This is a genomic window from Chromohalobacter sarecensis (assembly GCF_023061135.1).
Lineage (GTDB): Bacteria > Pseudomonadota > Gammaproteobacteria > Pseudomonadales > Halomonadaceae > Chromohalobacter > Chromohalobacter sarecensis.
The window spans coordinates 385,171-408,529 of the sequence record NZ_JAKGAN010000001.1 but is presented as its reverse complement, the minus strand read 5'-3'; the positions used below and the strand labels follow the sequence as shown (position 1 = coordinate 408,529).

At 62.0% G+C, this 23,359-nt stretch carries 21 protein-coding genes; 3 read left to right on the top strand and 18 right to left on the bottom strand.

Going from position 1 to position 23,359, the window contains the following annotated elements:
- Positions 1-10 precede the first annotated feature (10 nt).
- The 9 genes from rluB to radD all read right to left on the bottom strand — a co-directional run bounded on the left by rluB (position 11) and on the right by radD (position 7,941).
- Positions 11-871, bottom strand: coding sequence for a 23S rRNA pseudouridine(2605) synthase RluB (gene rluB / locus L1071_RS01855; RefSeq protein WP_246968006.1), 861 nt, complete (start codon positions 869-871; stop codon positions 11-13).
- A complete protein-coding gene (gene scpB, locus L1071_RS01850) occupies positions 868-1,806 on the bottom strand; it encodes an SMC-Scp complex subunit ScpB (protein WP_246968003.1) in 939 nt (312 codons plus the stop codon). The genes rluB and scpB overlap by 4 nt, the downstream gene beginning before the upstream one ends.
- Positions 1,803-2,717: a segregation and condensation protein A gene (locus L1071_RS01845; protein WP_378109978.1), complete on the bottom strand. Its 915-nt coding sequence runs from the start codon at positions 2,715-2,717 to the stop codon at positions 1,803-1,805. The genes scpB and L1071_RS01845 overlap by 4 nt, the downstream gene beginning before the upstream one ends.
- 114 nt (positions 2,718-2,831) lie before the next feature.
- A complete protein-coding gene (gene pqqE, locus L1071_RS01840; RefSeq protein ID WP_246968000.1) occupies positions 2,832-3,941 on the bottom strand; it encodes a pyrroloquinoline quinone biosynthesis protein PqqE in 1,110 nt (369 codons plus the stop codon).
- Positions 3,941-4,222 carry a pyrroloquinoline quinone biosynthesis peptide chaperone PqqD gene (pqqD, locus tag L1071_RS01835; RefSeq protein WP_246967997.1) on the bottom strand — a complete coding sequence of 94 codons (282 nt, stop codon included), beginning with the start codon at positions 4,220-4,222 and terminating at the stop codon, positions 3,941-3,943. The genes pqqE and pqqD overlap by 1 nt, the downstream gene beginning before the upstream one ends.
- 15 nt (positions 4,223-4,237) lie before the next feature.
- Positions 4,238-5,005, bottom strand: a complete 768-nt coding sequence (pqqC, locus tag L1071_RS01830; RefSeq protein ID WP_246967994.1) for a pyrroloquinoline-quinone synthase PqqC — start codon at positions 5,003-5,005, stop codon at positions 4,238-4,240.
- Positions 5,005-5,904: a pyrroloquinoline quinone biosynthesis protein PqqB gene (pqqB, locus tag L1071_RS01825; RefSeq protein ID WP_246967992.1), complete on the bottom strand. Its 900-nt coding sequence runs from the start codon at positions 5,902-5,904 to the stop codon at positions 5,005-5,007. The genes pqqC and pqqB overlap by 1 nt, the downstream gene beginning before the upstream one ends.
- Before the next feature lie 7 nt (positions 5,905-5,911).
- Positions 5,912-5,989 (bottom strand): pyrroloquinoline quinone precursor peptide PqqA, encoded by a 78-nt coding sequence (gene pqqA / locus L1071_RS16295; protein ID WP_075370104.1) that lies wholly within the window; start codon positions 5,987-5,989, stop codon positions 5,912-5,914.
- Between the two features lie 95 nt (positions 5,990-6,084).
- Positions 6,085-7,941, bottom strand: coding sequence for a DNA repair helicase RadD (gene radD / locus L1071_RS01820; RefSeq protein ID WP_246967990.1), 1,857 nt, complete (start codon positions 7,939-7,941; stop codon positions 6,085-6,087).
- Positions 7,942-8,102: 161 nt separating this feature from the next.
- Between radD and L1071_RS01815 the strand changes: the two genes are divergently transcribed.
- Positions 8,103-8,420, top strand: a complete 318-nt coding sequence (locus tag L1071_RS01815; RefSeq protein WP_246967988.1) for a putative quinol monooxygenase — start codon at positions 8,103-8,105, stop codon at positions 8,418-8,420.
- Between the two features lie 66 nt (positions 8,421-8,486).
- Here the strand turns inward: L1071_RS01815 and L1071_RS01810 are convergent, their stop codons facing one another.
- From L1071_RS01810 to purL, 7 genes are all read right to left on the bottom strand, one after another.
- Entirely contained in the window at positions 8,487-9,545 is a 1,059-nt protein-coding gene (locus tag L1071_RS01810) for a tartrate dehydrogenase (RefSeq protein ID WP_246967986.1), read from the bottom strand.
- Between the two features lie 33 nt (positions 9,546-9,578).
- The gene (locus L1071_RS01805) at positions 9,579-10,742 is read right to left on the bottom strand and encodes a mandelate racemase/muconate lactonizing enzyme family protein (RefSeq protein WP_246967983.1); all 1,164 of its coding nucleotides are present in this window, start codon (positions 10,740-10,742) and stop codon (positions 9,579-9,581) included.
- A 40-nt stretch (positions 10,743-10,782) separates the two neighbouring features.
- On the bottom strand, positions 10,783-11,238 hold the full coding sequence (locus L1071_RS01800) for a tripartite tricarboxylate transporter TctB family protein (RefSeq protein WP_246967980.1): 456 nt from the start codon (positions 11,236-11,238) through the stop codon (positions 10,783-10,785).
- Complete coding sequence (locus L1071_RS01795; RefSeq protein ID WP_246967977.1) at positions 11,235-12,776, bottom strand: tripartite tricarboxylate transporter permease; 1,542 nt, start codon at positions 12,774-12,776, stop codon at positions 11,235-11,237. The genes L1071_RS01800 and L1071_RS01795 overlap by 4 nt, the downstream gene beginning before the upstream one ends.
- Positions 12,777-12,879: 103 nt before the next feature.
- Positions 12,880-13,839: a Bug family tripartite tricarboxylate transporter substrate binding protein gene (locus L1071_RS01790; protein WP_246967974.1), complete on the bottom strand. Its 960-nt coding sequence runs from the start codon at positions 13,837-13,839 to the stop codon at positions 12,880-12,882.
- 323 nt (positions 13,840-14,162) lie between these two features.
- Positions 14,163-14,909, bottom strand: coding sequence for a FadR/GntR family transcriptional regulator (locus L1071_RS01785; RefSeq protein ID WP_246967970.1), 747 nt, complete (start codon positions 14,907-14,909; stop codon positions 14,163-14,165).
- 121 nt (positions 14,910-15,030) lie between these two features.
- The gene (gene purL / locus L1071_RS01780) at positions 15,031-18,957 is read right to left on the bottom strand and encodes a phosphoribosylformylglycinamidine synthase (protein WP_246967967.1); all 3,927 of its coding nucleotides are present in this window, start codon (positions 18,955-18,957) and stop codon (positions 15,031-15,033) included.
- 191 nt (positions 18,958-19,148) lie between these two features.
- On the opposite strand from purL, the gene mltF reads away from it, so the two are divergent.
- A complete protein-coding gene (gene mltF, locus L1071_RS01775; protein WP_246967964.1) occupies positions 19,149-20,606 on the top strand; it encodes a membrane-bound lytic murein transglycosylase MltF in 1,458 nt (485 codons plus the stop codon).
- Position 20,607: 1 nt separating this feature from the next.
- Here the strand turns inward: mltF and tadA are convergent, their stop codons facing one another.
- Positions 20,608-21,063: a tRNA adenosine(34) deaminase TadA gene (tadA, locus tag L1071_RS01770; RefSeq protein WP_246967961.1), complete on the bottom strand. Its 456-nt coding sequence runs from the start codon at positions 21,061-21,063 to the stop codon at positions 20,608-20,610.
- Between the two features lie 72 nt (positions 21,064-21,135).
- On the opposite strand from tadA, the gene L1071_RS01765 reads away from it, so the two are divergent.
- Positions 21,136-21,942 carry an acyl-CoA thioesterase gene (locus tag L1071_RS01765; protein ID WP_246967958.1) on the top strand — a complete coding sequence of 269 codons (807 nt, stop codon included), beginning with the start codon at positions 21,136-21,138 and terminating at the stop codon, positions 21,940-21,942.
- A 140-nt stretch (positions 21,943-22,082) separates the two neighbouring features.
- On the opposite strand, the gene L1071_RS01760 is transcribed toward L1071_RS01765, so the two are convergent.
- Positions 22,083-23,138, bottom strand: coding sequence for an NAD(P)-dependent alcohol dehydrogenase (locus L1071_RS01760; RefSeq protein ID WP_246967955.1), 1,056 nt, complete (start codon positions 23,136-23,138; stop codon positions 22,083-22,085).
- Positions 23,139-23,359: the final 221 nt, after the last annotated feature.

The following is a 23,359-nucleotide window of genomic DNA, read 5'->3' as shown; positions in this document are numbered from 1 at the left end:
TGCAAACCGCTCACCGAGAGCCCCGCGAGTTCTTCGGCTTGCGCATGGCGTTGACCGGACGACGCTTGTTCTTGTCGCGGCTCCAGCGGTTCTTCTCGTCAGGCGTCAACGCGGGCACCTTGCGCGCCGGCAAGTCTGCCAATTGCGCCAGGTCGTCGACCTCTTCCTGGGAAAGTTCGACCCACTCACCCGCCTTGGCGCGCTTATCGAGGAAGATATTGCCGTAACGAACGCGCTTGAGGCGGCTCACCGTGAGCTCCTGCGACTCCCAGAGACGCCGCACCTCACGATTGCGCCCTTCGAGAATCACCACGTGGAACCACGTATTGATGCCTTCGCCGCCGAATTCCTGCACATCGGTGAAACGTGCCGGGCCATCTTCGAGCATCACCCCCTCGGTCATCGCGGTCACGTTCTCCTGGCGAACACTGCCCATCACGCGTACCGCGTATTCGCGCTCAACCTGGGTGGAAGGATGCATCAAGCGGTTGGCGAGCTCGCCGTCGGTGGTGAACAGCAACAAACCGCTGGTATTGATATCCAGGCGACCGATGGCGATCCAGCGCTCGCCTTTGAGGCGTGGCAAGCGATCGAAGACGGTGCGCCGCCCCTCGGGATCGCGGCGCGTGCACAGCTCGCCCTCGGGCTTGTTGTACATGATGACGCGTCGCGGCACTTCCTCGGCATCGCGCAGGTTCACGGGGCGCTCGTCGAAGGTGACTCGATCGCGCGTTTCGATGCGATCACCCAGCGTGGCCACCTGACCATTGACCTTGACGCGGCCGTCGCTGATGGCGGTTTCCATCTCACGGCGCGAGCCGAAGCCCGCACGGGCCAGTACCTTCTGCAATTTTTCGGTAGGCGTGTTCATGAATCGAACGTTGTCTCGTCTGTTGAATGTTCCGCGTCCGCCACGTCGGAAGCCTCGGCATCGTCTGATGGTGATGCTTCGGCCCCTTCTTCCCGTCGGCGGGCGCGTTCGGCCAGGCGAGCTTCGAGTTCGGCGAAGCTCAATCCCGACCGCTCGGACGCCGTCCCGGCGTGCTGATCGTCGACCATCCCGGCCGTCGTCGTATCTGCCGTCTCTAGCGTGTCTGGCTCGATCTCAGATGACGACGCTGCTTGCGACGCATCCTCGATCGGCGGGGTATTCTCGACGTTGTCGGCCTGACTGTCACGCGCCGATGCATGATCCGCGTCATCGTGCCCCGGCGTCTCCTCATCGTGCCCCGGCGTCTCCTTATCGTGCCCCAGTGCCTCCTCGAAACGCGTCTCGAATTCCTTGAGTTCGTGCATCGGCGGCAGGGCATCGAGGGTCTTGAGGCCGAAGTCGTCGAGAAACGCACGCGTGGTGGCGTAGACCGAGGGCCGCCCCGGCACGTCACGCTGCCCGACGACGCGAATCCATCCCCGCTCGCTCAGGGTACGCATGATCGTGGTACTCACCGAGACCCCGCGCACCTCCTCGATATCGCCACGAGTGACTGGTTGACGATAGGCGATCAGCGCCAAGGTCTCCAGTAGCGCGCGCGAATAACGCTGCGGCCTTTCATCCCACAGCCGCGATATCCACGGAGAAAAACGTGCACGAATGCGCACTTGAAACCCCGAGGCGGTCTCGATGAGTTCCAGAGCGCTATGCTCGAGGCGCTCGCCCAGGCGCGCCAGGGCATCGCGCAACTCACCGCGCGATGGGCGCTCACGCGCGTCGAACAGACTCTCCAGGCGTTCGGCAGTCAACGGTTCGCCGGCGGCCAGCAACGCCGCTTCGCAGACTTCGTCGAGAGACGTCGGCGCCTCGTTCATCGGGGATCCTCTTCAGCATCGGCGAAGGCGCTTTCTCCACCCTCGTCATCGTCCGTCCCAGGGGCTTCGTCGGTCGCCTCGGCGACCAGCCGAGCACGCACATGAATCGGCGACAACGGCGCATTCTGCGCGATCTCGATCATCGCCTCCTTGGCCAGCTCGAGAATCGCCATGAAGGTCACCACCACGCCCGCGCGCCCCTCCTCGAGCGTAAACAACGCCTCGAACGGGGTATAACGCTGGCCGTCCAGTTGCTCCATGATGCGCAGCATGCGCTCGCGGGTGGACAACACCTCGCGGCTGATCTGGTGAGACTGCTGAAACTCGGCCCGCTTGAGCAGTCCCGACAAGGCGTGCAGCAGCTCATCCAGTTCGACTTGGGGATGCACTACTCGGGTCTCGAGCGTGGGCAACGCGGCCTGCGCCGCTACCCAATCGCGCCCCTCGCGCGGCAATTCATCCAGCCCTTCGGCGGCCAGCTTTAACTGCTCGTATTCCTGCAGGCGGCGGATCAACTCGGCGCGCGGATCTTCTGCCTCCTCATCCTCGCTCTTGGGCGGACGCGGCAACAACGTCCGCGACTTGATCTCAGCAAGCATTGCCGCCATCAGCAAATACTCGCCGGCCAGATCGATCTCCAGCGCCCGCATCAGCTCGACATATTCGATGTACTGATGCGTGATCGCTGCCACGTCGATGCCCAGGATGTCGAGATTCTGACGCCGGATCAGGTACAGCAACAAGTCGAGCGGCCCCTCGAAGGTTTCGAGAAAAACCCGCAACGCCTCGGGCGGAATGTAGAGATCTTCCGGCAGTTCGGTGATGGGCTGATCGTGCAGGCGCGCCAATACCGCCGCTTGGGACGCGGCCGAGGCGGTATCGGCACTGACGGGCTCGGCGGTATCACTCACACGTGATGCTCTCCTCGACTGCGCCTCACGGCGCGACCTTCGATAAACGCGCAGTGTAGCAAGGCCATCGGGAGGCGAACACGCCTGCATCATGCAAGATGTGTCGTCGGACTGTCAGGCGCCCTCGGGCGTCCGCGCGAAGCGCCGATAGGTGAAGTCGGCATCCCCTGCGGCGTCGAGCACCGCCAAGGTCTGGACCTCGTCGTGATAAGGCGATTTTTCGCACACCGGGTCCATCTGCGCGGCGTCACCGGTGAGCATCAGCGCCTGACAACGGCAGCCGCCCCAGTCGATTTCCTTGCGCTCGCAGCTCTGGCAAGTTTCGGGCATCCAGTCCGTACCGCGATAGGCGTTGAAGGCCGGGCTGTCGTACCAGATCTCCCGCAACCCATGATCCGCGACATTCCAGAATTCAAGGTGCGGAATCGTCTCTGCCGCATGGCACGGCAATACCTTGCCCGATGGCGTCACGTTGAGTGACTGGCGCCCCCAGCCATTCATGCAGGGCTTGGGTAGCCGCGCATGGTAATCCGGCATCACCGCATCGATGACAAGACGCCCTTGCAAACGCTCACGCACCGCCTCGACCCTTTCGAGAGCTGACATGACCTGCTCGCGGCTTGGCATCAAGGCTGCGCGATTGACCAGTGCCCAGCCATAATACTGGGCGTGGGCGATCTCAAGGCGCCGTGCACCGAGCTCAATTGCCAGTTCGACGAAGTCATCGATCTGATGCAGGTTGGCGCGATGAATCACTGCGTTGAGCGTCAACGGCAAGCCAAGCGCGGTAACCTCGGCGGCGAAGGCGCGCTTGCGTGCATGCGCACCAGACATATTGGCGATATGGTCGGTTACCTCAGGCGTGGCGCCTTGTACCGACAGTTGCACGTGGTCGAGGCCCGCATCCGCCAGCGTCTCCAACCGGGCACGGTTGATGTTGACGCCCGCCGTAATCAAGTTGGAATACAAGCCCGCGTCCGCGCAGGCCTGTACCAATTCAGGTAAGTCCGGACGCAACGCCGGCTCGCCGCCCGACAGATGAACCTGGAGTACGCCCATCTCCGAGGCTTCCGCAAAGACCCGCTGCCAAGTTGCGGTATCCAGCTCGTGCCGACGGCGTTCCAGGGCCACTGGGTTGGAACAGTACGGGCACTGCAGCGGGCAGCGGTGCGTCAACTCCGCCAGCATTCCCATAGGCGGCTGAGGAACCTCGGACGACGCCATCACATCACCTCCAGCACACGCTTTTCGATCAGCCCCGCGAACATGGTGGTCACATCCTCGGCAATGCGCTCGCGCGGCGCTTGATAGGTATCGCACAGCCTGTCGATGATCGTGCCGACACTGCGCTCGCCGTCCACTTCGCTGACCACCGTTTGCGCAATGCCATCAAGCTGGAAGACGCGCTCAGGGGCCAGCAGTACCCAGCCACCCCGCTGCTTGTCTTCTCGCAACCTGACACCACGTGGTAGGCGCACGATGTCGCTTTCCTGAATCGCTGTCATAACGTCTTCGTTTCTCTATCGGTCATCGGCAGCACCCTTATCGCTCCATGCACCGGGCGGCACGTGGCCGGGGGCGACATAGGCATGATGAAGGGCATCCAGTTGAGTCCACAGCACGTTGCACTTGAAGATCAACGCATCGAGCACCGCCTGCTGCTGGTCGAGTCGCCGCGCGTGGCGCGTGACGTAATCGAGCGCCATGTCAGCATCCCGCGGAGCCTGGGTCAGGCGCGGCTCGAAATAGGCCAGGGTCTCGGCGGAGACGAAATCATAGTGCTTGAGCATGCCACTGACGCGCTGGCCGATCACCATCGGGGAAAACAACTCGGTCAGCGAGGACGCGATGGCTTCCAGCACGCTGCGCTCGCGCACGAAATGGATGTAGGCATCCACCGCGAAGCGTGTGGCCGGCAATATGCGCCGCGTCGAGACAACCATGTCGCGGTCGAGGCCTAGCCCATCGGTGAGCATCAACCAACGTGAAATACCGCCTTCGCCCTCGGCTTCGCCATCATGATCCACCAGCCGGGAACGCCACTCACGGCGCAGCGCCGGATCGTCAAGGCGCGCGATAAGCGACGCATCCTTGTGCGGGATCATGGCCTGATAGTAATAGCGATTGAGCGCCCAAGCCTGCACCTGACGGCGATCGAGTTCGCCGTTCTGCAACATCAACTGGAAGGGATGGCGGTGGTGGTAACGCTGCTCACCAATGCTGCGCAGACGAGCCTCCAGGGCCTCTGCGCTCAGTGGTTCCCGTAGCGGCGCGTCGATATCGTTCATCAGCACTCCAGTTCCATGCCGTCATGGGCGATTTCCCATCCCATGCGCGCCGCTTCCCGGCGCTCGGCTGAATCATCGATCAATACCGGATTGGTATTGTTGATATGCAGGAAGACACGCCGGCCAAGCGAGAGCGACGACAATGCGGCCATGCTGCCCGTTTCACCGGACATCGCCATGTGCCCCATACGCTGCCCTGTCTTGTGACCGACCCCGGCGCGGATCATCTCGTCGTCACGCCACAAGGTGCCATCGAACAGCAGGACATCGGCCCCTTCGAGACGCGCCGCCAACGCGGGCGTCATCGCTGCGCAGCCGGGAATGTAATAGGTCCGGCGACCCGCGGCACGAAACTCGATGCCTACGGTCGCCTCGCCTTCGACGCCAATGTCTACCTGCTCGCCTTCCAGGTACAACGCCGTCTTGCCCGGCACCGCGAACATGCGTGCTTCGAGCCCTTCAGCCAGTGCCAGAGGCTGCTCCAGCGCCACCGACACACGCTCGACGTAATCCGGATTGAGCACATTGAAAATCGGGTTGTCACGCAATACGGCCTGGATTTCCGCCGTGGCATACAACCGATAGGGAGAACTTTCACGCAGACTCAACAAGCCACCGACATGATCCACATCGGCATTGGTCAGCAGGATCGACTCGATAGGCGTGTGGCGACTGCCCTGTTGAGGGAAGAGCGCCGGCGTTCGACGTATCTGTGTCAGCACCTCGGGGGCGCAATTGATCAGGGCCCACGAACGCCCATCGGCACTCACGGCAATGGAGGATTGTGTTCGCGGCGTGACGCGTGGATCACCCGACCACGCCAGCCGACATACGTCACAACGGCAATTCCACTGGGGCAGACCGCCACCGGCGGCCGCCCCGAGTACACGAATATACAAAGCCGCCTCAGAATTCGGCGGGCATGTAATCGTTGATTTCCAGCGCGATGCAGATCTCTTTAACTGCGGGAGTGGTCCAGGTCATATCGTTTCTCCGCTAGTGGGTTTGCCCTTTCATCATAACCCCTTGATAGCATTACCGCATTATCAAGTACAAAGAATGCGCATATTGATGGCGCATCATCCAGCGGCCTTGCGATAGCGCCCCACGTAGTCGAAGAGCTTGTCGCGGATCTGCCAGTGGCGGCCAACCTTGCGCCCCACGACGAAATCCGGGGCCTTGAGCCGCCGCTCATCGGCGATGACCTCCTCCGCCGAGCGTGGTTGCCAGTCGCTGCCCGGGGCGCGCAGATGATAACGCAAGAACGCCAGCGTGAAGGCGCGGCGCTGCGCGGGGGTTTCCAGTGCGAACCATTCGTCGAGCGTGGCGCCATCCTCGTCGTGATAGGTCACCTTCAAGCGTGGCATCCCCCGCCCATTGAGCACCGCTTGCAGCTGCATGCCCGACACGCGAAGCACCTTGGCTTCCTTGAGTCGCAGGGCCGCCTTGAGCTTGTCATCAGGATCGACCATGCGCTCGCCGCATTGATGGCAAGCCCGCGCGGCGATGTCGTTTTCCGCGCCGCACTGATCGCACACCTTGAAGCGAAAGCGAAACGAACATTGCTCCATCACCGATGCTTCAGGGCTCGGTGCTGAGTTGTTCGCGCGGGGGCGGGCGCGATGAGAAGAAACGAGCCCTTGGCAGCGGCGGCCGTGATGCTCGATGACCAGGTCGCCATCACGCTTGCCCCAGAACAGGTTGGCATGTCCGCACTCGGGGCATTCCACCTGCACCGGTTCAGCGTCTGAATCCGGGCGCGGCTCGCCGACTTCCGGCGCGTATAGATCCCAAGGATTGCCCGCGTAATCGAGGATAAGACAGTCTTCCTTCCCAGGGGACAAGCGCAGCCCACGCCCGACGATCTGTTGATACAAGCTGACGGACTCCGTGGGCCGCAGGATGGCGATCAAATCCACGTGCGGCGCGTCGAATCCCGTAGTCAGCACCGCCACGTTGACGAGATACTTCAGATGCTGCGCCTTGAAGGCCGCGATCAAGCGCTCGCGCTCCTTGGTGGGCGTCGCGCCGACGATCAACGCCGACTGCTCGGCCGGTAGGTAGCCGATGATCTCCTCAGCGTGCGCCACGGTGGCCGCGAAGATCATCACGCCGCACCGCTCGCGCGCCTGCTCGACGACCTCGGCGATGATCCCCGGCGTCGCCCGGTGCCCCTGCACGACGCGATTCAACTCAGCTTCCTCGAAGCCGCCATCGCGTCCCGGTACCAGGCGCGAAAAATCATAACGGGTCTGCCGACCATCCTCGGCGTAGAGCGCCGCATCCACGCGCTTGGGCGCGACCAGATAGCCCTGTTTGACCATCAACCGCAGGGGCTGCTCGAACACGCAATCCTGAAAGAAGCTCTCGGCGTCGCCACGCACCATGCCATGGTGATGGCGGTGATAGATGAATCCTTGCCCCAGGCGATACGGCGTCGCGGTCAGCCCCAGCACCTTGAGACGCGGATTGTGCTGGCGCAGATGCGCGATCACGCGGTGATAGCTCGACGGCGCCTTGCGCTGGTGGGCGTCGTCGCTGGCAGGCGGGGGAATGCGGTGGCATTCGTCGATGACCAGCAGGGTGAATGCCCCCCATTCGTCGTGCGTCTCGAAACGCGCCAGGCTATTGACCACGGACTGCACCGAGCCGAAGACCACCTGGCGCTCGCTCTCCTTGCGCCCCAGGCCGGCGCTGAACAAATCCGCCTCCAGGCCGTAGGCCAGGTACTTGGCATGATTCTGTTCCACCAGTTCACGCACGTGAGCCAGCACCAGTACCCGGCCCCGCGCTAAACGCGCCAGCTCGGCGATCACCAGCGACTTGCCGCTACCGGTCGGCAGCACCACCACGGCGGGGTCGTCACTCGCGCGAAAGTGCTCGACGACCCGGGACACGGCCTGTTGCTGATAAGGGCGAAGCGAGGGCGCGCTCATGGCAGACTTCCAATCGAATCAAAAGGCGCATCCTACCACCGGCGACAAGATCGACGAGGTGGCAATAGAAGACTTGATCTCGACACCCCGCACCCCGACATTAAATTTCATAGGTATTTTTAACCGACATTTAACCGACATTCGTTACCCGGAGATCTTTCATGTCTTTAACTCAATCCCATTTCGTGGTGCTCGCTGAATTCCATCTCAAGGAAGGCCAGGTACCCGCGTTTCTCGCCTTGGCGCACAACGACGCTAACGAATCCCTGGCCAACGAGGAAGGTTGCCTGACGTTCGATGTGCTGACGCCGGAAGGCAGCGACAACGTCGTCGTGCTGCACGAAGTCTATCGCGACCGCGACGCCTTCGAACATCACATGCAGATGCCCCACTACGCGCCCTTCAAGGAAGGCAGCGCACCGCTGCTCGATGGCGAACCGAACGTGCGCTTCTTCTACACGGCCATCCGTCCCGAGTGATGCCCACTCGCCGAGCGAGCACGAGACCGCGACGCCGAGCGCTGCGGTCTTGCCGCCTCGCCCGACTCAGCGGCTCAGTTCGTTAACGACCGCCTGGGTGATCTCGTGCGTCGTCGCCGCGCCACCCACATCCCGGGAATGGACCCCGGAGCGCGTCAAGCGTTCAATGGCCGCCATCAGTCGCTTGGCCGCCGTAGCTTCCCCCAAGTGCTCGAGCATCATGACCGCCGTCCAAAAGGCGCCGACAGGATTGGCGATACCTTGCCCTGCAATATCAAAGGCCGAGCCATGGATAGGCTCAAACATGGAAGGAAAACGGCGCTCGGGATTCAGGTTCGCGGTCGGCGCAATCCCCAAACTCCCCGTCAGCGCTGCTGCCAGGTCGGAAATGATATCGGCATGCAGGTTGGTGGCCACCACGGTGTCCAGGGTGCCCGGCTTGAGCACCATCCGCGTCGTCACGGCATCGACGAGTTCACGGTCAATCTCGACGTCGGGATAGTCCTTGGCCACCTCGAAGAACACCTCGTCCCATAGCACCATGCCGTGCCGCTGAGCGTTGGATTTGGTCACCAGGGTCAACTTCTTGCGCGGCCGACTTTGCGCCATCTCGAAGGCAAAGCGATGGATGCGCTCTACCCCCTTGCGTGAGAAGATCGACACCTCGGTGCCAATTTCCTCCGGCAAGCCGCGGTGCACCCGCCCCCCATTACCGGAATACTCGCCTTCGCTGTTCTCACGGATGATCACCCAATCGATCTTGTCGGCGTCCTGCAACCGGCTGCCGATTCCGGGTAATAAACGAGCGGGACGCACGTTGGCATACTGATCGAACCCCTGGCAGATCGCTAGACGCAAATCCCACAGCGAGACATGATCTGGCACACACTGACTGCCCACCGCGCCGAAATAGATGGCATCGAAAGTGGCCAGTTCTTCCAGGCCGCCCTCAGGAATGTAGCGACCATGTTCCAGATAATAGTCGGAGCTCCACGGGAAATCGCTAAAGGCGAAGCTCAACTCGCCACTTTTCTCTGCCAGGGCCTGCAAGACCTGCTTGCCCGCCTCGATGACCTCGACGCCGACGCCGTCTCCAGGAATCACGGCAATCTTGTGATGACGCATGGTGAATATCCTCTGCTGCAATTGACCCAAGACTTACAGATGGGTGTGGAAGACCTTCATCAACTCGGCCTTATCCTCGAAACCAATGCCCGGCATGGCCGGCATCGCCACATAGCCGTTCTCGACCGGCGTGGAATCGGCGAAACCGCCGAAGGGCGCAAAGACTCGAGGATAGGATTCGTTGCCACCCAACTTAAGGCCGGCAGCGATATTGAGGGCGAACTGATGCCCTCCGTGGGGAATGCATTGACGAGTCGACCAGCCGCGAATATGCAACTCGTCCAGCATGCGCAGGTATTCCACCAGTCCATACGACAGCACCGGATCCATCTGCAGAATGTCGCGATCGGGACGCATCCCTCCATGGCGCAGCAGGTTGCGTACATCCTGGTGAGAGAACAGGTTCTCCCCCGTCGCGGTCGGACCGGCATAGTGTTCGCATAGCTGGCGCTGTAGGGCGTAGTCGAGCGGGTCGCCGGCCTCCTCGTACCAGCGCATCCCATAGGGGGCCAAGCCATCGGCGAAGTCTAGCGTGTTCTGCAGGTCGAAGCGGCCATTGGCATCCACCGCCAGACGCGACGCGTCCCCCACCACCTCGAGCGCCGCCTCGACACGTGCCAAATCCTCTTTCAGCGGCACACCGCCGATTTTCATCTTGGTGGCCACGTAGCCCATTTCCAGGTAATCGCGCATCTCCTCCTGAAGCCCCTGGATTTCCTTACCAGGATGGTAATAACCGCCAGCGGCGTAGACTGAGACACCGCTATCCACCTCGCCGTCACCGAAGCGTTCGGCCAATAGCTGCGCCAGCGGCTTGTTCTCGACCTTGGCCACGATGTCCCAGATCGCCATGTCGATGATGCCCACCGCTACCGAGCGCTCGCCGTGACCGCCCGGTTTCTCGTTGGCCATAAGCGTCGCCCAGACTTTGAATGGGTCGAGATTATGTCCGCTGTCATCGAGAAGCGACGCAGGATCGGCTTCTCGTAGACGCGGCAAGAAACGCTCCCGAAGCAAGCCACTCTGGGCATAGCGCCCATTCGAGTTGAATCCATACCCCACGACCTGCCGGCCATCGACCTTGGCGTCGGTGTAGATCGCCAGAATGGAGACATCCATCTTGGCAAACGAGATATAGGCGTTGGCGATGTCGGAAGCAATCGAAACCCGCGCCTCCTTGATGTCGGTAATTCGCATGCTTGCTCCTTGTGTTGCAGCCGAGAGAATGACTGAGCGATCACGACCAGATGCCGGACGGTAGCCTGACGCTCAGGACTTCCGTAAAGGCCAGATAGAAAGCTCCGATCAGCACCGCAATAATCGGTGCCCATTGGGCCAGGCGACGCACGGGTACCGGCCCCTCGATATGCGCCAGATACCAGGTCAGGCCAAAGAAAAAGATGGCCGTCGCCCCCAAGAAGCCCAGCACACCAATCGCGTACCACCAGGCAAACAACACGACGATCATGATCACCAGACGTCGTGGATCACCTTCGATTTCCACCTGACGCGCCGCCGGCTTGGTGAAAGCCTTGACGATCAGCGCCAGGGACAGCACGACCATGATCACCAGGATGGCGCGGGGAAAGATGATGCTCAGCCGACCCATGCCCTCGCGCGGGAACCACAGGACGGCGGCGAACAGCAAGCCGAAGAGCCCCGCGGCGAAATCGGTGTTGAAGCGCAGGGTCATGACGGTTTCTCCTCGTCCGAGTCGACCTTGGCCATGCGTCCGCTACGCTCCAGCCACCCCGGCAACAGGGTCGTCGCGACACTCAGCAGCACCAGGCAGGCCAGCACGATCGACAGCGGGTTGGCGACCAGTCGCAGCCAGGGAATCGGGTCCACTACGGCCACCAGCATGGTCTGCACATAGCCTTTCTCGGCGATGACGCCCAGGATCATGCCCAGAACGATGGGCGCCGCCTGAATGCCGATCAGACGCAGGAAATACCCCACCGAGCCCAGCAGCAGCATGATGAACACGTCGGTCATGCTGTTGCGCAGCGCATAGGTCCCCAGGATGGTGACCATGGCGATGCTCGGCAGCAGGAAGTAAAACGGCGTCTTGACCACGACGCGGTGAATCAAGCGCCCGCCCAGCAGGCCTACCGGCAGCAGGAACATGGCCGCGAACCCCATAGAGAGGATAAAGCCATTGGTCAGCACACCGGTTTCGGTGAATAGATCCAGCCCCGGGCGCAGGCCATGCATGAGCAACACCCCGAGGATGATGGCATCCGGTGGCGCACCGGGAATGCCCAAGGTCAGCAGTGGCACCATGCTGCCTGCCACCATGACGTTGTTGCTCGATTCCGAGGCAATCACGCCATCGACGTTGCCCTTGCCGAACGACGCCGGATCCTTGGAGAAACGGCGGGCCTCGTTGTACGCCACTAGGCTGGTGACGTTCCCTCCCGCGCCCGGAATGATGGCGATGATCTGCCCGATGATGCAGGAGCGAATCAGGTTGATAGGCTTGCCGAAGATATGTCGGCCCATGCGCATGATAGCCGAGCCTGCGCCCCCCTGAAGCTTGCCGCTTTCCGGCAAGGCGCCCCGTCCCTGGGCCGCCATCGAGATCAGCTCGGGAACCACGAACAGGCCGATCAGGGCAACGATCAGTTCGATACCGCCCTGCAACGCCGGTATGCCGAAGATGAAACGAGTTTCACCACCGATCGGCGAGACCCCGATGGTGCTCAACAGCATGCCAATGCAACCGCCCAGCAACCCCTTGAGCAGCGACCCGCTCGACAGGCTGGCCACCAGAGTCAGGCCCAGCAGCGCCACCCAGAACATCTCGGCCGGTCCGAACACCACGGCAAGCCTCGCTAGGGGCGGCGCCAGCAAGAGCAGAAAAGCCACCCCGATGATGCCGCCGACCACCGAGGCAATGGTCGCGGCGGCCAGGGCTTCGTAGGCACGTCCCTTGCGCGCCATGGGGTAACCGTCGAACGTCGTGGCGATGGACGACGGCGTCCCGGGCGTATTGATCAGAATGGCCGTGAAGGCGCCGCCGTAGATGGCGCCCATGTAGACCGCCCCCAGTGCCATCAAGCCTTGCAGGGGCGACATCGTGAAAGTGAACGGCAGCAGCACCGCCAGCGCCATGGTTGCCGTCAAGCCCGGCAGGGCGCCGATGAACAACCCCGCCGTCACCCCGCACAGGATGGTGACGAGTCCTTCGAGGGTCAGGATCGAAAACAGGGCTTCCAGTAACATGTCCATGAGCCAACTCCCCTTTTCGCATGATGGGTCGCGTCGAATGAACGGCCGGCACCCGTCCCTGCGCCAGGAAGGCTCGCAGGGACGGGTGACGCATCATGTCGCGTTATTGGTTGGCTTTGGCGTCTTCGAGGATCGGCTGGTAGGCCGACTGGAGTTGCTGCATGACCTCGTCCACCTCGCCATCGGTGATATTGGTCATGACGAAGCCGAGCGGCTCCTGCTTCTCGGCGATACGCTCGTTGGTCTTCGCGAAGGCATCTTCCAGCGTGTTGACGATCTCGTCCGGCGTCCCCTTGGGCACGGCCACGCCGCGATAGGCACCGCCGACGATGTCATAGCCCAGTTCCTTGAACGTCGGTACGTCCGGAAGCGCGGGGACGCGTTCTTCCGAGGCCACGGCCAGGACGCGGGCGTTGTCCTGCATCTGCACGCCGAGCATCGAATAGTTGAAGATCCCCGACACATGGTTCCCCTGGACCGCCGCCGGCAACGGCCCCGTTCCCGTAAACGGAATGTAGGTCACGTCGACACCGGCTTCGCGCTCCAGACGCAAGGCGCCCAGATGGTTGGCGCTGAAGGTCCCGCTACCGCCCAGCGTTACTGCCTGCGGGTTCTCCTTGGCGTACTGAACCAGGTCATCGAGCGTCTCGAACTGGCTGTCCTTGGGGACGATCAAGGCATTGGGCGTGGTGTGGAAAAAAGTCACGATTTTCCAGTTGTCGGTTTCGTAACCGGCATTCTCACGCATGATGGGCTGGGCGATGATGTGCGGGATATTCACCCCGATCATCTCGTACCCCGTCGGCTCGGCCTTGCTCTGGAACTCGCTCCAGCCGACGGCGCCCCCGCCGCCGGGACGGTGGTTGACGTTGACATCGACCCCCAGAATTTCTTCCAGATGAGGCTCCTGGAAGCGTGCGGTGACGTCGGACTCGCCACCAGGATCGAACGGAATCGTGTAGGTAATGGGTTGTTCGGGATACTCGGCGAGGGCGATGCCCGGCATGCCCAGGGCAGCCATCAGGGTGAGCGAGCCTACCCAACGTGTCGTGGCGAGTGTCATTGGCGTACTCCTTGGTCTTCTTGTGGTCTGGCGACGTTTTCCGCTCGATTGTTCTTGTCACCGTCATGGCAGAGCGAATGAAACGTCATACGCATTTCGTGTCGGGGGAAATGCATACCGCACCTTTGAAGCTAGCCAACTTGTAAAATATGTCCACTAAAAGGTGGTAGACCTTAGTCGGGGCACGCAGGAAAAGCGTGTCTCTACGTATGTAGATAAAAAATTTAATGAATAAAAACAATGAATTGCCGTAAAATGTCTTTTAGAGAAAGGCAGGGGCAGCTTTGAGAAAGTTGTTTTAAAAGTTTTGTCGGACGACGTGGCTACCCTTCGAATACCCGACGACGCGAGTTGCCGATGTGCTCGCGCATCCGCTGGCAGGCCAGTTCGGCATCGCCCGCACGAATGGCCTCGAAGATTCGCACATGCTCTTCCTGGACTTCCGGCAAATGCAGCCCCGGACGACGCAGGCCGAGGTTACGCGCCAGGTTCTGGCCGAAATTGATCTGTGTCTTGAGGGACAGGAGGGTATCGGTGAAAAACCGGTTGTTGGTGGCGTTGGCTACCGCGAGGTGAAAGCCGAAATCCGCGTCCACCCCGAGCTCGCCCTCCTGGATACAGGTTTCCAGACGCTGCAGGGCCTTCTCGATCTCCCTGATCGCCGCGATCGAGGCATACTGCGTGGCCGCACGTGCTGACTCGCCCTCGAGCGCCGCGCGGAACTCGAAACAACGCTGCATGTCCGCCAGGCTGTCCAGCGGAGCGAAGTCCAGCATGGCACGGTCCGGAAGGCGCATCACGTAACTGCCCGCGCCACGTTGCGACCTCACCAGGCCATCCTCCCGGAGTCGAGACAAGGCCTGGCGCACGATGGGCCGAGAGACTTGGTTCATTTCGGCCAGCTTGGCCTCGGAAGGCAGCCGATGTCCCTCGTCGTACTCCCCTTGCAGGATACGCTCGACGATATCGCCATAGACCTTGTCGCTGAGCCGCGCAGGACGCCCGGACGAAGCCGCGAGCTCGGCACGAGGAAAGTCCCCGCGTCGCTGGGAGTTAGGGTCGTGTGTCATTGACGGGTCCATGAATGCAACATACCTGCGCAAACTAACGCATTTCGAGGCGCCTGTGGATCATGCGAGAGACCAACAGGCGTCCGTCCTTGTGCCCCCGTCGTTGCATGGCGAGACGCGCTCAATCCACCCAGACACGCGCGTTGCGGAACAAGCGCATCCAGGCGCCGTCTTCCTGCCATTGGGCGGGACGCCAGGAGTTGGTCACCGCGCGCGCCACGCGCTCGGGGTGCGGCATCATGATCGTCACACGGCCATCCGGTGTGGTCAGCCCCGTGATGCCTGCGGAAGAGCCATTGGGATTGGCGGGATAGCGCGTGGTGACCTGGCCGTAGTTGTCCACGTAACGCATGGCGATCTGGTCGCTGGTCTGCATGCTGCGTAAATGACCGCTATCGCGGAACTCGGCACGCCCTTCACCGTGCGCCACGGCAATCGGCAGCCGCGAACCTTCCATCCCGGCAAGCAGGATCGAGGGGCTCTTCTCGACCTGGACCATGCTTACCCGCGCCTCGAACTGCTCGGACTCGTTGCGCACGAAGCGCGGCCAGTTCTCGGCACCAGGGATCAGCGACTTGAGCTGCGAGAGCATCTGGCAACCGTTGCATACCCCCAGCGAGAAGCTGTCATCACGCTGGAAGAAACCCTCGAAGGCATCACGGACGCGGCTGTTAAAGAGCACTGACTTGGCCCAGCCGCCGCCGGCGCCGAGCACATCGCCGTATGAGAAGCCGCCGCAGGCGACCAATCCCTTCATGGTTTCCAGATCGACGCGGCCCTCGAGGATGTCGCTCATGTGCACGTCGATGGCCGCGAAACCCGCGCGATCGAAGGCCGCCGCCATCTCAACATGACCGTTGACCCCCTGTTCGCGCAGCACCGCCACGCGCGGCTTCTCGCCACGTCCGACATAGGGCGCGGTAATGTCCTCATCGACCTCGAAGCTAGGCTGCGCCGAAAGACCCGGGTCGCGCAGATCAAGCAAGACGTCGAATTCAGACTTCGCACAGTCCGGATTGTCGCGCAGCGCCTGCATGCGGTAACTGGTATCGGTCCAAGTACGCTGCGCGATGGCCCGCGTGGTTTCCAGCAGCGGTTCTTCGAAGAGCGTGACACGCACCTGATCGTCGTAGCGGGGCCGGGCAACTACGCCGCTGGTTTCGAGGCCTGCGGCCGCGAGCTGGGCGAGCACGAACTCGGTATCGTGACGATTGACCTGAATCACCGCGCCCAGTTCTTCGGCAAACAAGGCATCGAAGGCTTCGTAGGCATCGTCGATCAGCCAGTCGAGCTTGATCTCCAGTCCGCCACGCGCGGCGAAGGCCATCTCCAGCAACGTCACCAGCAAGCCGCCGTCGCTGCGGTCATGATAGGCGAGCAGCTTGCCATCGGCGCTGAGCCCCTGAATCACGGCGAAGAAGGCCTTGAGATCCTCGGCATCCTCGAGATCGGGGCACACATCGCCGACCTGGCCATACACCTGCGCCAATGCCGAGCCGCCGAGTCGGTTCTGACCGCGTCCCAGGTCGATCAGGATCAGGTCGCTTTCGTTCTGGTCCAGGCGCAGCTGTGGCGTCAGAGTACGCCGAGCATCGGTGACCGGCGCGAAACCGGTGATATCCAGCGTCAGCGGCGCGGTAACGCTTTTCTCCTCGTCACCGGACTGCCACGCGGTCCGCATGGACATCGAGTCCTTGCCCACCGGAATGGCGATGCCAAGCTGAGGGCAGAGTTCCATGCCCACGGCGTGCACGGCGTCGAACAAGGCCTGATTCTCGCCAACATGCTCGGCGGCGCTCATCCAGTTGGCAGAAAGCTTGATGTCTTCGATTTTCTCGATCGGTGCCGCCGCCAGATTGGTGATTGCCTCGGCCACCGCCAGGCGCGCGCTGGCGGCGGGATCGATCAACGCGACCGGTGGACGCTCACCAAGCGCCATGGCCTCGCCCGCATGCGTGTCGAAACTCGCCGTGGTCACCGCGCAGTCGGCCACCGGTACCTGCCAGGGGCCGACCATCTGATCGCGCGCCACCATGCCCGTAATCGAGCGGTCACCAATGGTGATCAAGAAGCTCTTGGAGGCTACCGTCGGCAGGCGTAGCACACGGTCCAGCGCCTCGCGCAGATCGAGATTGTCGAGCCCCAGCCCTGGCAGAGTCCGCGACTGACGTTCGAAGGAACGCGTCATCTTGGGCGGCTTGCCGAACAGCAAGCTCATTGGGAGATCGACGGGGCGCGTATCGAAGTGGCCATCGTGAACCGCCAGATGATGGGCCTCGGTGGCCTCGCCAACCACAGCGTACAGACAGCGCTCACGCGCACACAGTGCATCGAACGCCTCGAGATCCTCCGGCGCCACGGCCAGCACGTAACGCTCCTGGGCTTCGCTGCACCAGATCGCCAACGGACTCATGCCGGGCTCGGCATTGGGTACGTCGCGCAACTCGAAGCGTCCGCCGCGACCGCCATCCTTGACCAGTTCCGGCAAGGCATTGGAAAGCCCGCCGGCGCCCACGTCGTGGATGAAACACAGCGGATTGTCATCGCCCAGCGCCCAGCAGCGGTCGATGACCTCCTGGGCACGGCGTTCCATTTCCGGGTTGTCGCGCTGCACGGAGGCGAAGTCGAGATCCTCACTGGAAGCCCCCGAAGCCATGCTCGACGCCGCGCCACCGCCAAGGCCGATCAGCATCGCCGGGCCGCCCATCACGATCAGCTTGGCGCCGACCGGGATCTCGCCCTTGGCGACATGACCCTCGCGAATATTGCCGTAGCCGCCGGCCAGCATCACCGGCTTGTGGTAACCGCGCCGCTCGATGCCGCCGGCCCCCACTGCGTCCTGCTCGAAGGTACGGAAGAAGCCCGTCAGGTTGGGGCGGCCGAACTCGTTATTGAACGCCGCACCGCCGATGGGCGCTTTCAGCATGATGTCCAGCGCCGACTGGATACGCGCAGGCTTGCCGTAATCGAAGGCTTCCCAGGGCTGGACGAACTCGGGGATACGCAGATTGGAGACCGCGAACCCGGTCAGCCCGGCCTTGGGCTTGCCGCCGATACCCGTCGCACCTTCGTCACGAATCTCGCCGCCGGCACCGGTCGCCGCGCCGGGATGTGGCGCGATGGCCGTCGGGTGATTATGGGTTTCCACCTTCATCAGGATGTGGATCGGCTCCTGCGTCGCCGCGTAACGCGTTTCCTGCTCGCGGTCCGGCAGCCAGGGGGCGGCGAAGAAACGTCCCGCCTGGGTGCCACGGATCACGGCGGCATTATCGCTATAGGCGGACAGGATACCGTCGCTGGAACACGCATAGGTGTTCTTGATCATCTCGAACAGCGAATGCGGCTGCGCCTCGCCATCGACATGCCAATCGGCATTGAAGATCTTATGCCGGCAGTGCTCGGAATTGGCCTGCGCGAACATCATCAGTTCGACATCGGTGGGATTGCGCTCGAGCCCCTGGAAGGCATCGAGCAGGTAATCGATCTCATCGTCGGCCAGCGCCAGCCCCAAGGCGTCATTGGCCTCGACCAGCGCGGCGCGCCCGCCGTCGAGCACATCGACACGCCCCAACGGCGCCGGCTCGTGGCGCTCGAAGAGCTTGGCCGCATCGCTCGAATTAGCCAACACCGTTTCCGTCATCGGGTCGTGAAGCGCCGTTACCAGGCTCGCGAAGGCCGCCTCGTCGAGCGCACCTTTGAGCGTCACACGGTAGGCGATGCCGCGCTCGATCCGGCGAATCTGCGTCAAACCACAGTTGTGGGCGATATCGGTGGCCTTCGATGACCACGGCGATAACGTGCCCAAGCGCGGCACGACCAACAACAGATGCCCTTCGTGCTCGGCCTCTCCGCCATCACGGACGGGGCCATAACTCAGCAGTTGCGCCAGCACCTCTTGCGCCGCGTCATCGAGTTCGTCCTGATGATCGACGAAATGAACATAATCGGCATGCAGCGCCTCGACCTCGGGCACGGCATCACGCAACGCGGCTAACAGCTTGGCATGACGGAAGGCGGAAAGGGCGGGCGCTCCTCGCAGTTCGAGCATGTCGAATGGGCCTCTGGGACAGCAAGTAGACGATGCCGCGGGCGGCGGCCAATGAACGATCATGATACTGGAAAAGGTCTCCACGGGCGAAGCCACCTTCACACCCACGCACATTGCGTGGAATCGGTATCAGGTGACACAAGGCTCAACGCCCGCTAAGGTGGCCCCTCTCATCGCTGACTCGAACTGGCATGCTCGATGCTCTCCTACGCTACATGCAGCCAGCTGCGACCGCACTCGTCGCTCTGCTGGCGCTGCTGATTCCTGACGGCCGCACGCTCCCTGTTCGGGACGCGGCGTTGTCGGAGGTTTTCTCGCGTGACTTCATTCAAGTATTCACCCGCAATACGCCGTCGACCTATTACGAAGGTCGCCATGGCCCAACGGGATTCGAATACGAGCTGGTGCGGCAATTCGCCGAAACATTGGACGTCAGCTTGTCGATCGATAGCCAGGGCAATATCGGCGACGTGCTCACGGCCGTGCGCGATGGCCGTGCCGATCTCGGCGTCGCGACCCTGGCGCTCGATCCCGCCGAGCCCGGAGTGAATTACACGCGCCCGATCATGTCGATGCAGCCCATCGTCATCTATCACCACGGCATCACCCCTCCCAAGGCACCGGAAGACCTCCTGGGGCTGGATATCGCCGCGCTGCGTGGCTCGGGAACCGGCCATGCGCTTCGCGATTTGCAGACGTCTCTCCCCGAGTTGACGTGGCAAGAAACCGACGAACTGGAAGTCACTGACCTCATCGAAATGGTCGAGAAAGGCGAACTCGATGCTGCCGTCGTCTATGCACATCAGTTCAAGCTCAATCGGCTATTTTTTCCCGACGTCGAGAGTGGCTTTCCGCTCGGCGACCCGCAAAGCCTGGTGTGGGCGCTCCCCAAAAACAGCGGCGTGGCACTCCTGCAAGCCGCCAACCAGTTTATCGCGCGTCTTCGAGAGCACGGCGACCTGGCGGATCTAATCGCACGCTACTTCGGTCATGACAACTACCTCGAATACGTGGGTGCGAGCCTTTTCATCCGGCATGCCCAAAATCGCCTGCCGCGCTATGAAGACGCTTTCAAGCAAGCCGCGCGCGATTCCGGCTTCGACTGGAAACTGTTGGCTGCCCTGGGCTACCAGGAATCGCACTGGAAACCCCGTGCGACCTCACCGACCGGCGTGCGCGGCCTGATGATGCTGACCAACGCCACCGCTGCCGAGGTCGGCGTGAGCAACCGACTCGACCCCGAACAGAGTATCGAGGGTGGCGCCATCTACCTCGACCATGTGAAGGGGCGCCTGCAAGAAGAGATCACCGAACCGGACCGTACCTGGATGGCACTTGCCGCCTACAACGTCGGCCTGGGACACCTCTACGATGCCCAGAAGATCGCTGAGATGCAGGGTGGCGATCCTTACAACTGGGCAGACGTACGCAAAGCATTGCCTCTGCTGCAGAAACGGCAGTGGTACAGCAAAGTTCACCATGGCTACGCGCGTGGCGGCGAGCCGGTAATTTATGTGCGCAACATTCGGCGTTATTACGAAATTCTGAACTACGTGGATCGCAGCCGGCGCCAGTTTCACCAGCTCGGCGAACGCGACGATTCGATGCTCCAGGGAACGCCTTTCGACACCGTTCCGCCAGTGCTCTAGATCAGTCACGTCGTGCGGCGAAAAAGGCTTTCAGCAATTGCGTCGCACGCGTGGCCAGCAGCCCGCCTTCCACCTGAACACGGTGATTGAACCACGGCTGAGCAAACAGGTTGGCCCGTGACTCGACCATGCCACTCTTGGGTTCGGCAGCGCCGTACACGACCCGGGCTACGCGCGCATGGATGATCGCCCCGGCGCACATCATGCAAGGCTCCAGGGTGACGAAGAGCGTGCAGCTATCCAGTCGATAATTGCCCAGATGTGCGGCGGCGTCGCGCAAGGCGCGCACCTCGGCATGCCCACTCGGGTCGTGACACGAGACCGGAGCATTGAAGCTCGCCCCCACGATCTCGCCACTGGGCTCGACCACCACCGCGCCCACCGGCACCTCGCCTGCTTCCAACCCCATGCGCGCTTGATCCAGCGCACGGTGCATGTAGAAGGTATCGCTGCGCATCACAGGGGCACTCCGGTATGCTGGTAGAATTGGAACAGTCGTATGAAAACGAGCCATCAGAAGGATGCCGGCATGACACAACCACTCGCCACCCTCGTCGATCTATTGGGTCTGGAACCTCTGGAGGAGGACCTGTTTCGCGGTCGTAGCCAGGATCTCGGCCTTCCCCAATTGTTTGGCGGCCAGGTACTCGGCCAAGCGCTTTCCGCCGCCACCCGTACAGTCGATACAGCGCGCCGTGCCCACTCGTTGCACGGCTACTTTCTGCGCCCCGGCGACGCTAAACGCCCAGTAGTGTATCAGGTCGATCGTGTACGCGACGGCGGGAGTTTTACTACCCGGCGCGTCAGCGCCATCCAGAACGGCAAGACCATTTTCTTCTGCAGCGCCTCGTTCCAGGGCGAAGAACCGGGCTTCGGCCATCAACGTGAAATGCCCGACCTCGAGTCACCCCAATCGCTGATCGAGGCCGGCACCGAGGTGCAGCGCTTCGACGGCCATCCCATCGAGTTCCTGCATTTCCCGGATGCCACCACCGATATGCCGCGCAAGCGACTGTGGTTCCGACTCGCTGGCGAATTGCCCGAGGACGGCTCGCTGCATCGCTATTTGCTTGCCTACAGCTCTGACTTCAACCTGCTGACCACCAGCCTCGTCTCGCACGACACCTTTTTCGGCGACCCACGGCTGCAGATAGCGAGTCTCGATCATGCCCTGTGGTTCCACGACGACGTGACCATCAACGACTGGCTACTGTATGACATGGAAAGCCCCTGGGCCGGCGCAGCACGCGGATTCGCGCGCGGCAGCGTCTACGACCGAGCCGGACGGCTGGTCGCCTCAGTGGCACAGGAAGGGCTAGTCAGACATCGCCCTTGACCGCGAAATGATGGCACTTTACCCGAGACGAAAAAACGCCAGCGGCACTGCCGCTGGCGTTTTTAGCTCGTAGCTCGTAGCTCGTAGCTCGTAGCTCGTAGCTCGTAGCTCGTAGCTCGTAGCTCGTAGCTCGTAGCTATTCAGCCCTCTTTCATCGATGCCATGTCGATGACGAAGCGATAACGCACATCGCCTTTCTGCATGCGATCCCAGGCCTCATTGATGTTCTGGATATCGATCATCTCGACATCGCAGGTAATGCCCTTCTCGGCGCAGAAATCCAGCAATTCTTGCGTCTCAGGAATACCGCCGATCAGCGAACCGCCCAGCACACGACGCCGGAAGATCAGGTTAGCGCCCGCCACGCCGGGCTCCAATGGTTGCATCTGGCCGACCAGAATATGCGTACCGTCGTACTTCAAGGCCTGCAGGTACGGATTCAGGTCATGCTCGTTCGGCACGGTATCGAGCATGAAGTCGAAGGTCTCGGCGAGTGCCGCCATCTGTTCCTCGTCGGAAGAGACCACCACATGATCGGCGCCGTTGGACTTGGCCTCGGCCACCTTGCTCTCGGAACGCGTGAACAAGGTGACCTCGGCACCCAGTGCCTTGGCCAGCTTGACGCCCATGTGACCGAGTCCCCCCATGCCGATCACGCCGACCTTGTCACCCGGTTTGACGCCATAATGACGCAGCGGCGAGTAGGTGGTGACCCCGGCACACAGAATCGGCGCTGCGGACTTGAGATCGATACCTTCCGGCATGCGCAGCACGAAACGCTCGCTGACCGTGACCCGGTCGGAATAGCCGCCCTGGGTGAGACTGCCGTCGTGGCGGTCGGGGCTGCCGTAGGTCATGGTGAAGCCCTCGGCGCAGTACTGCTCCACTCCATCGTTGCACGCTTGGCAATGACGGCAGGAATCGACCATGCAACCCACGCCGACCACATCGCCTTCCTTGAAGTTGGCGACATCACTGCCGACGGATGTGACCCGACCGACGATCTCGTGGCCCGGTACGATCGGATACTGCGCCATTCCCCAGTCGTCGCGCGCGAAGTGCAAGTCGCTGTGGCAGACACCGCAGTAAAGAATCTCGATGGCGACGTCGTCGGGGCGCGGCGTGCGACGCTCGAAAGCATATGGCTCGAGTGCCGATTCGGCAGAGTGCATTGCATAGCCTGTGGCTTGTGGCATAGCGAATATCCTATAACTGGTGAGTGCAACCGCGTACCGGCTCGGCGAATCGCCCAACCTGGGTCGCGAACATGCCTAGTGTGGGCGCCGTCGGCGATTTCCTCCATGCCCGATTCTGTGTGATTTTTGCCCAGAGCTACTGTCTCTCCACCTCGAAAAGCGAATAGACGGCATTTTTCATGCACGATGTTATCCTGACGGGCGTTCGCCATTGCCGAGGA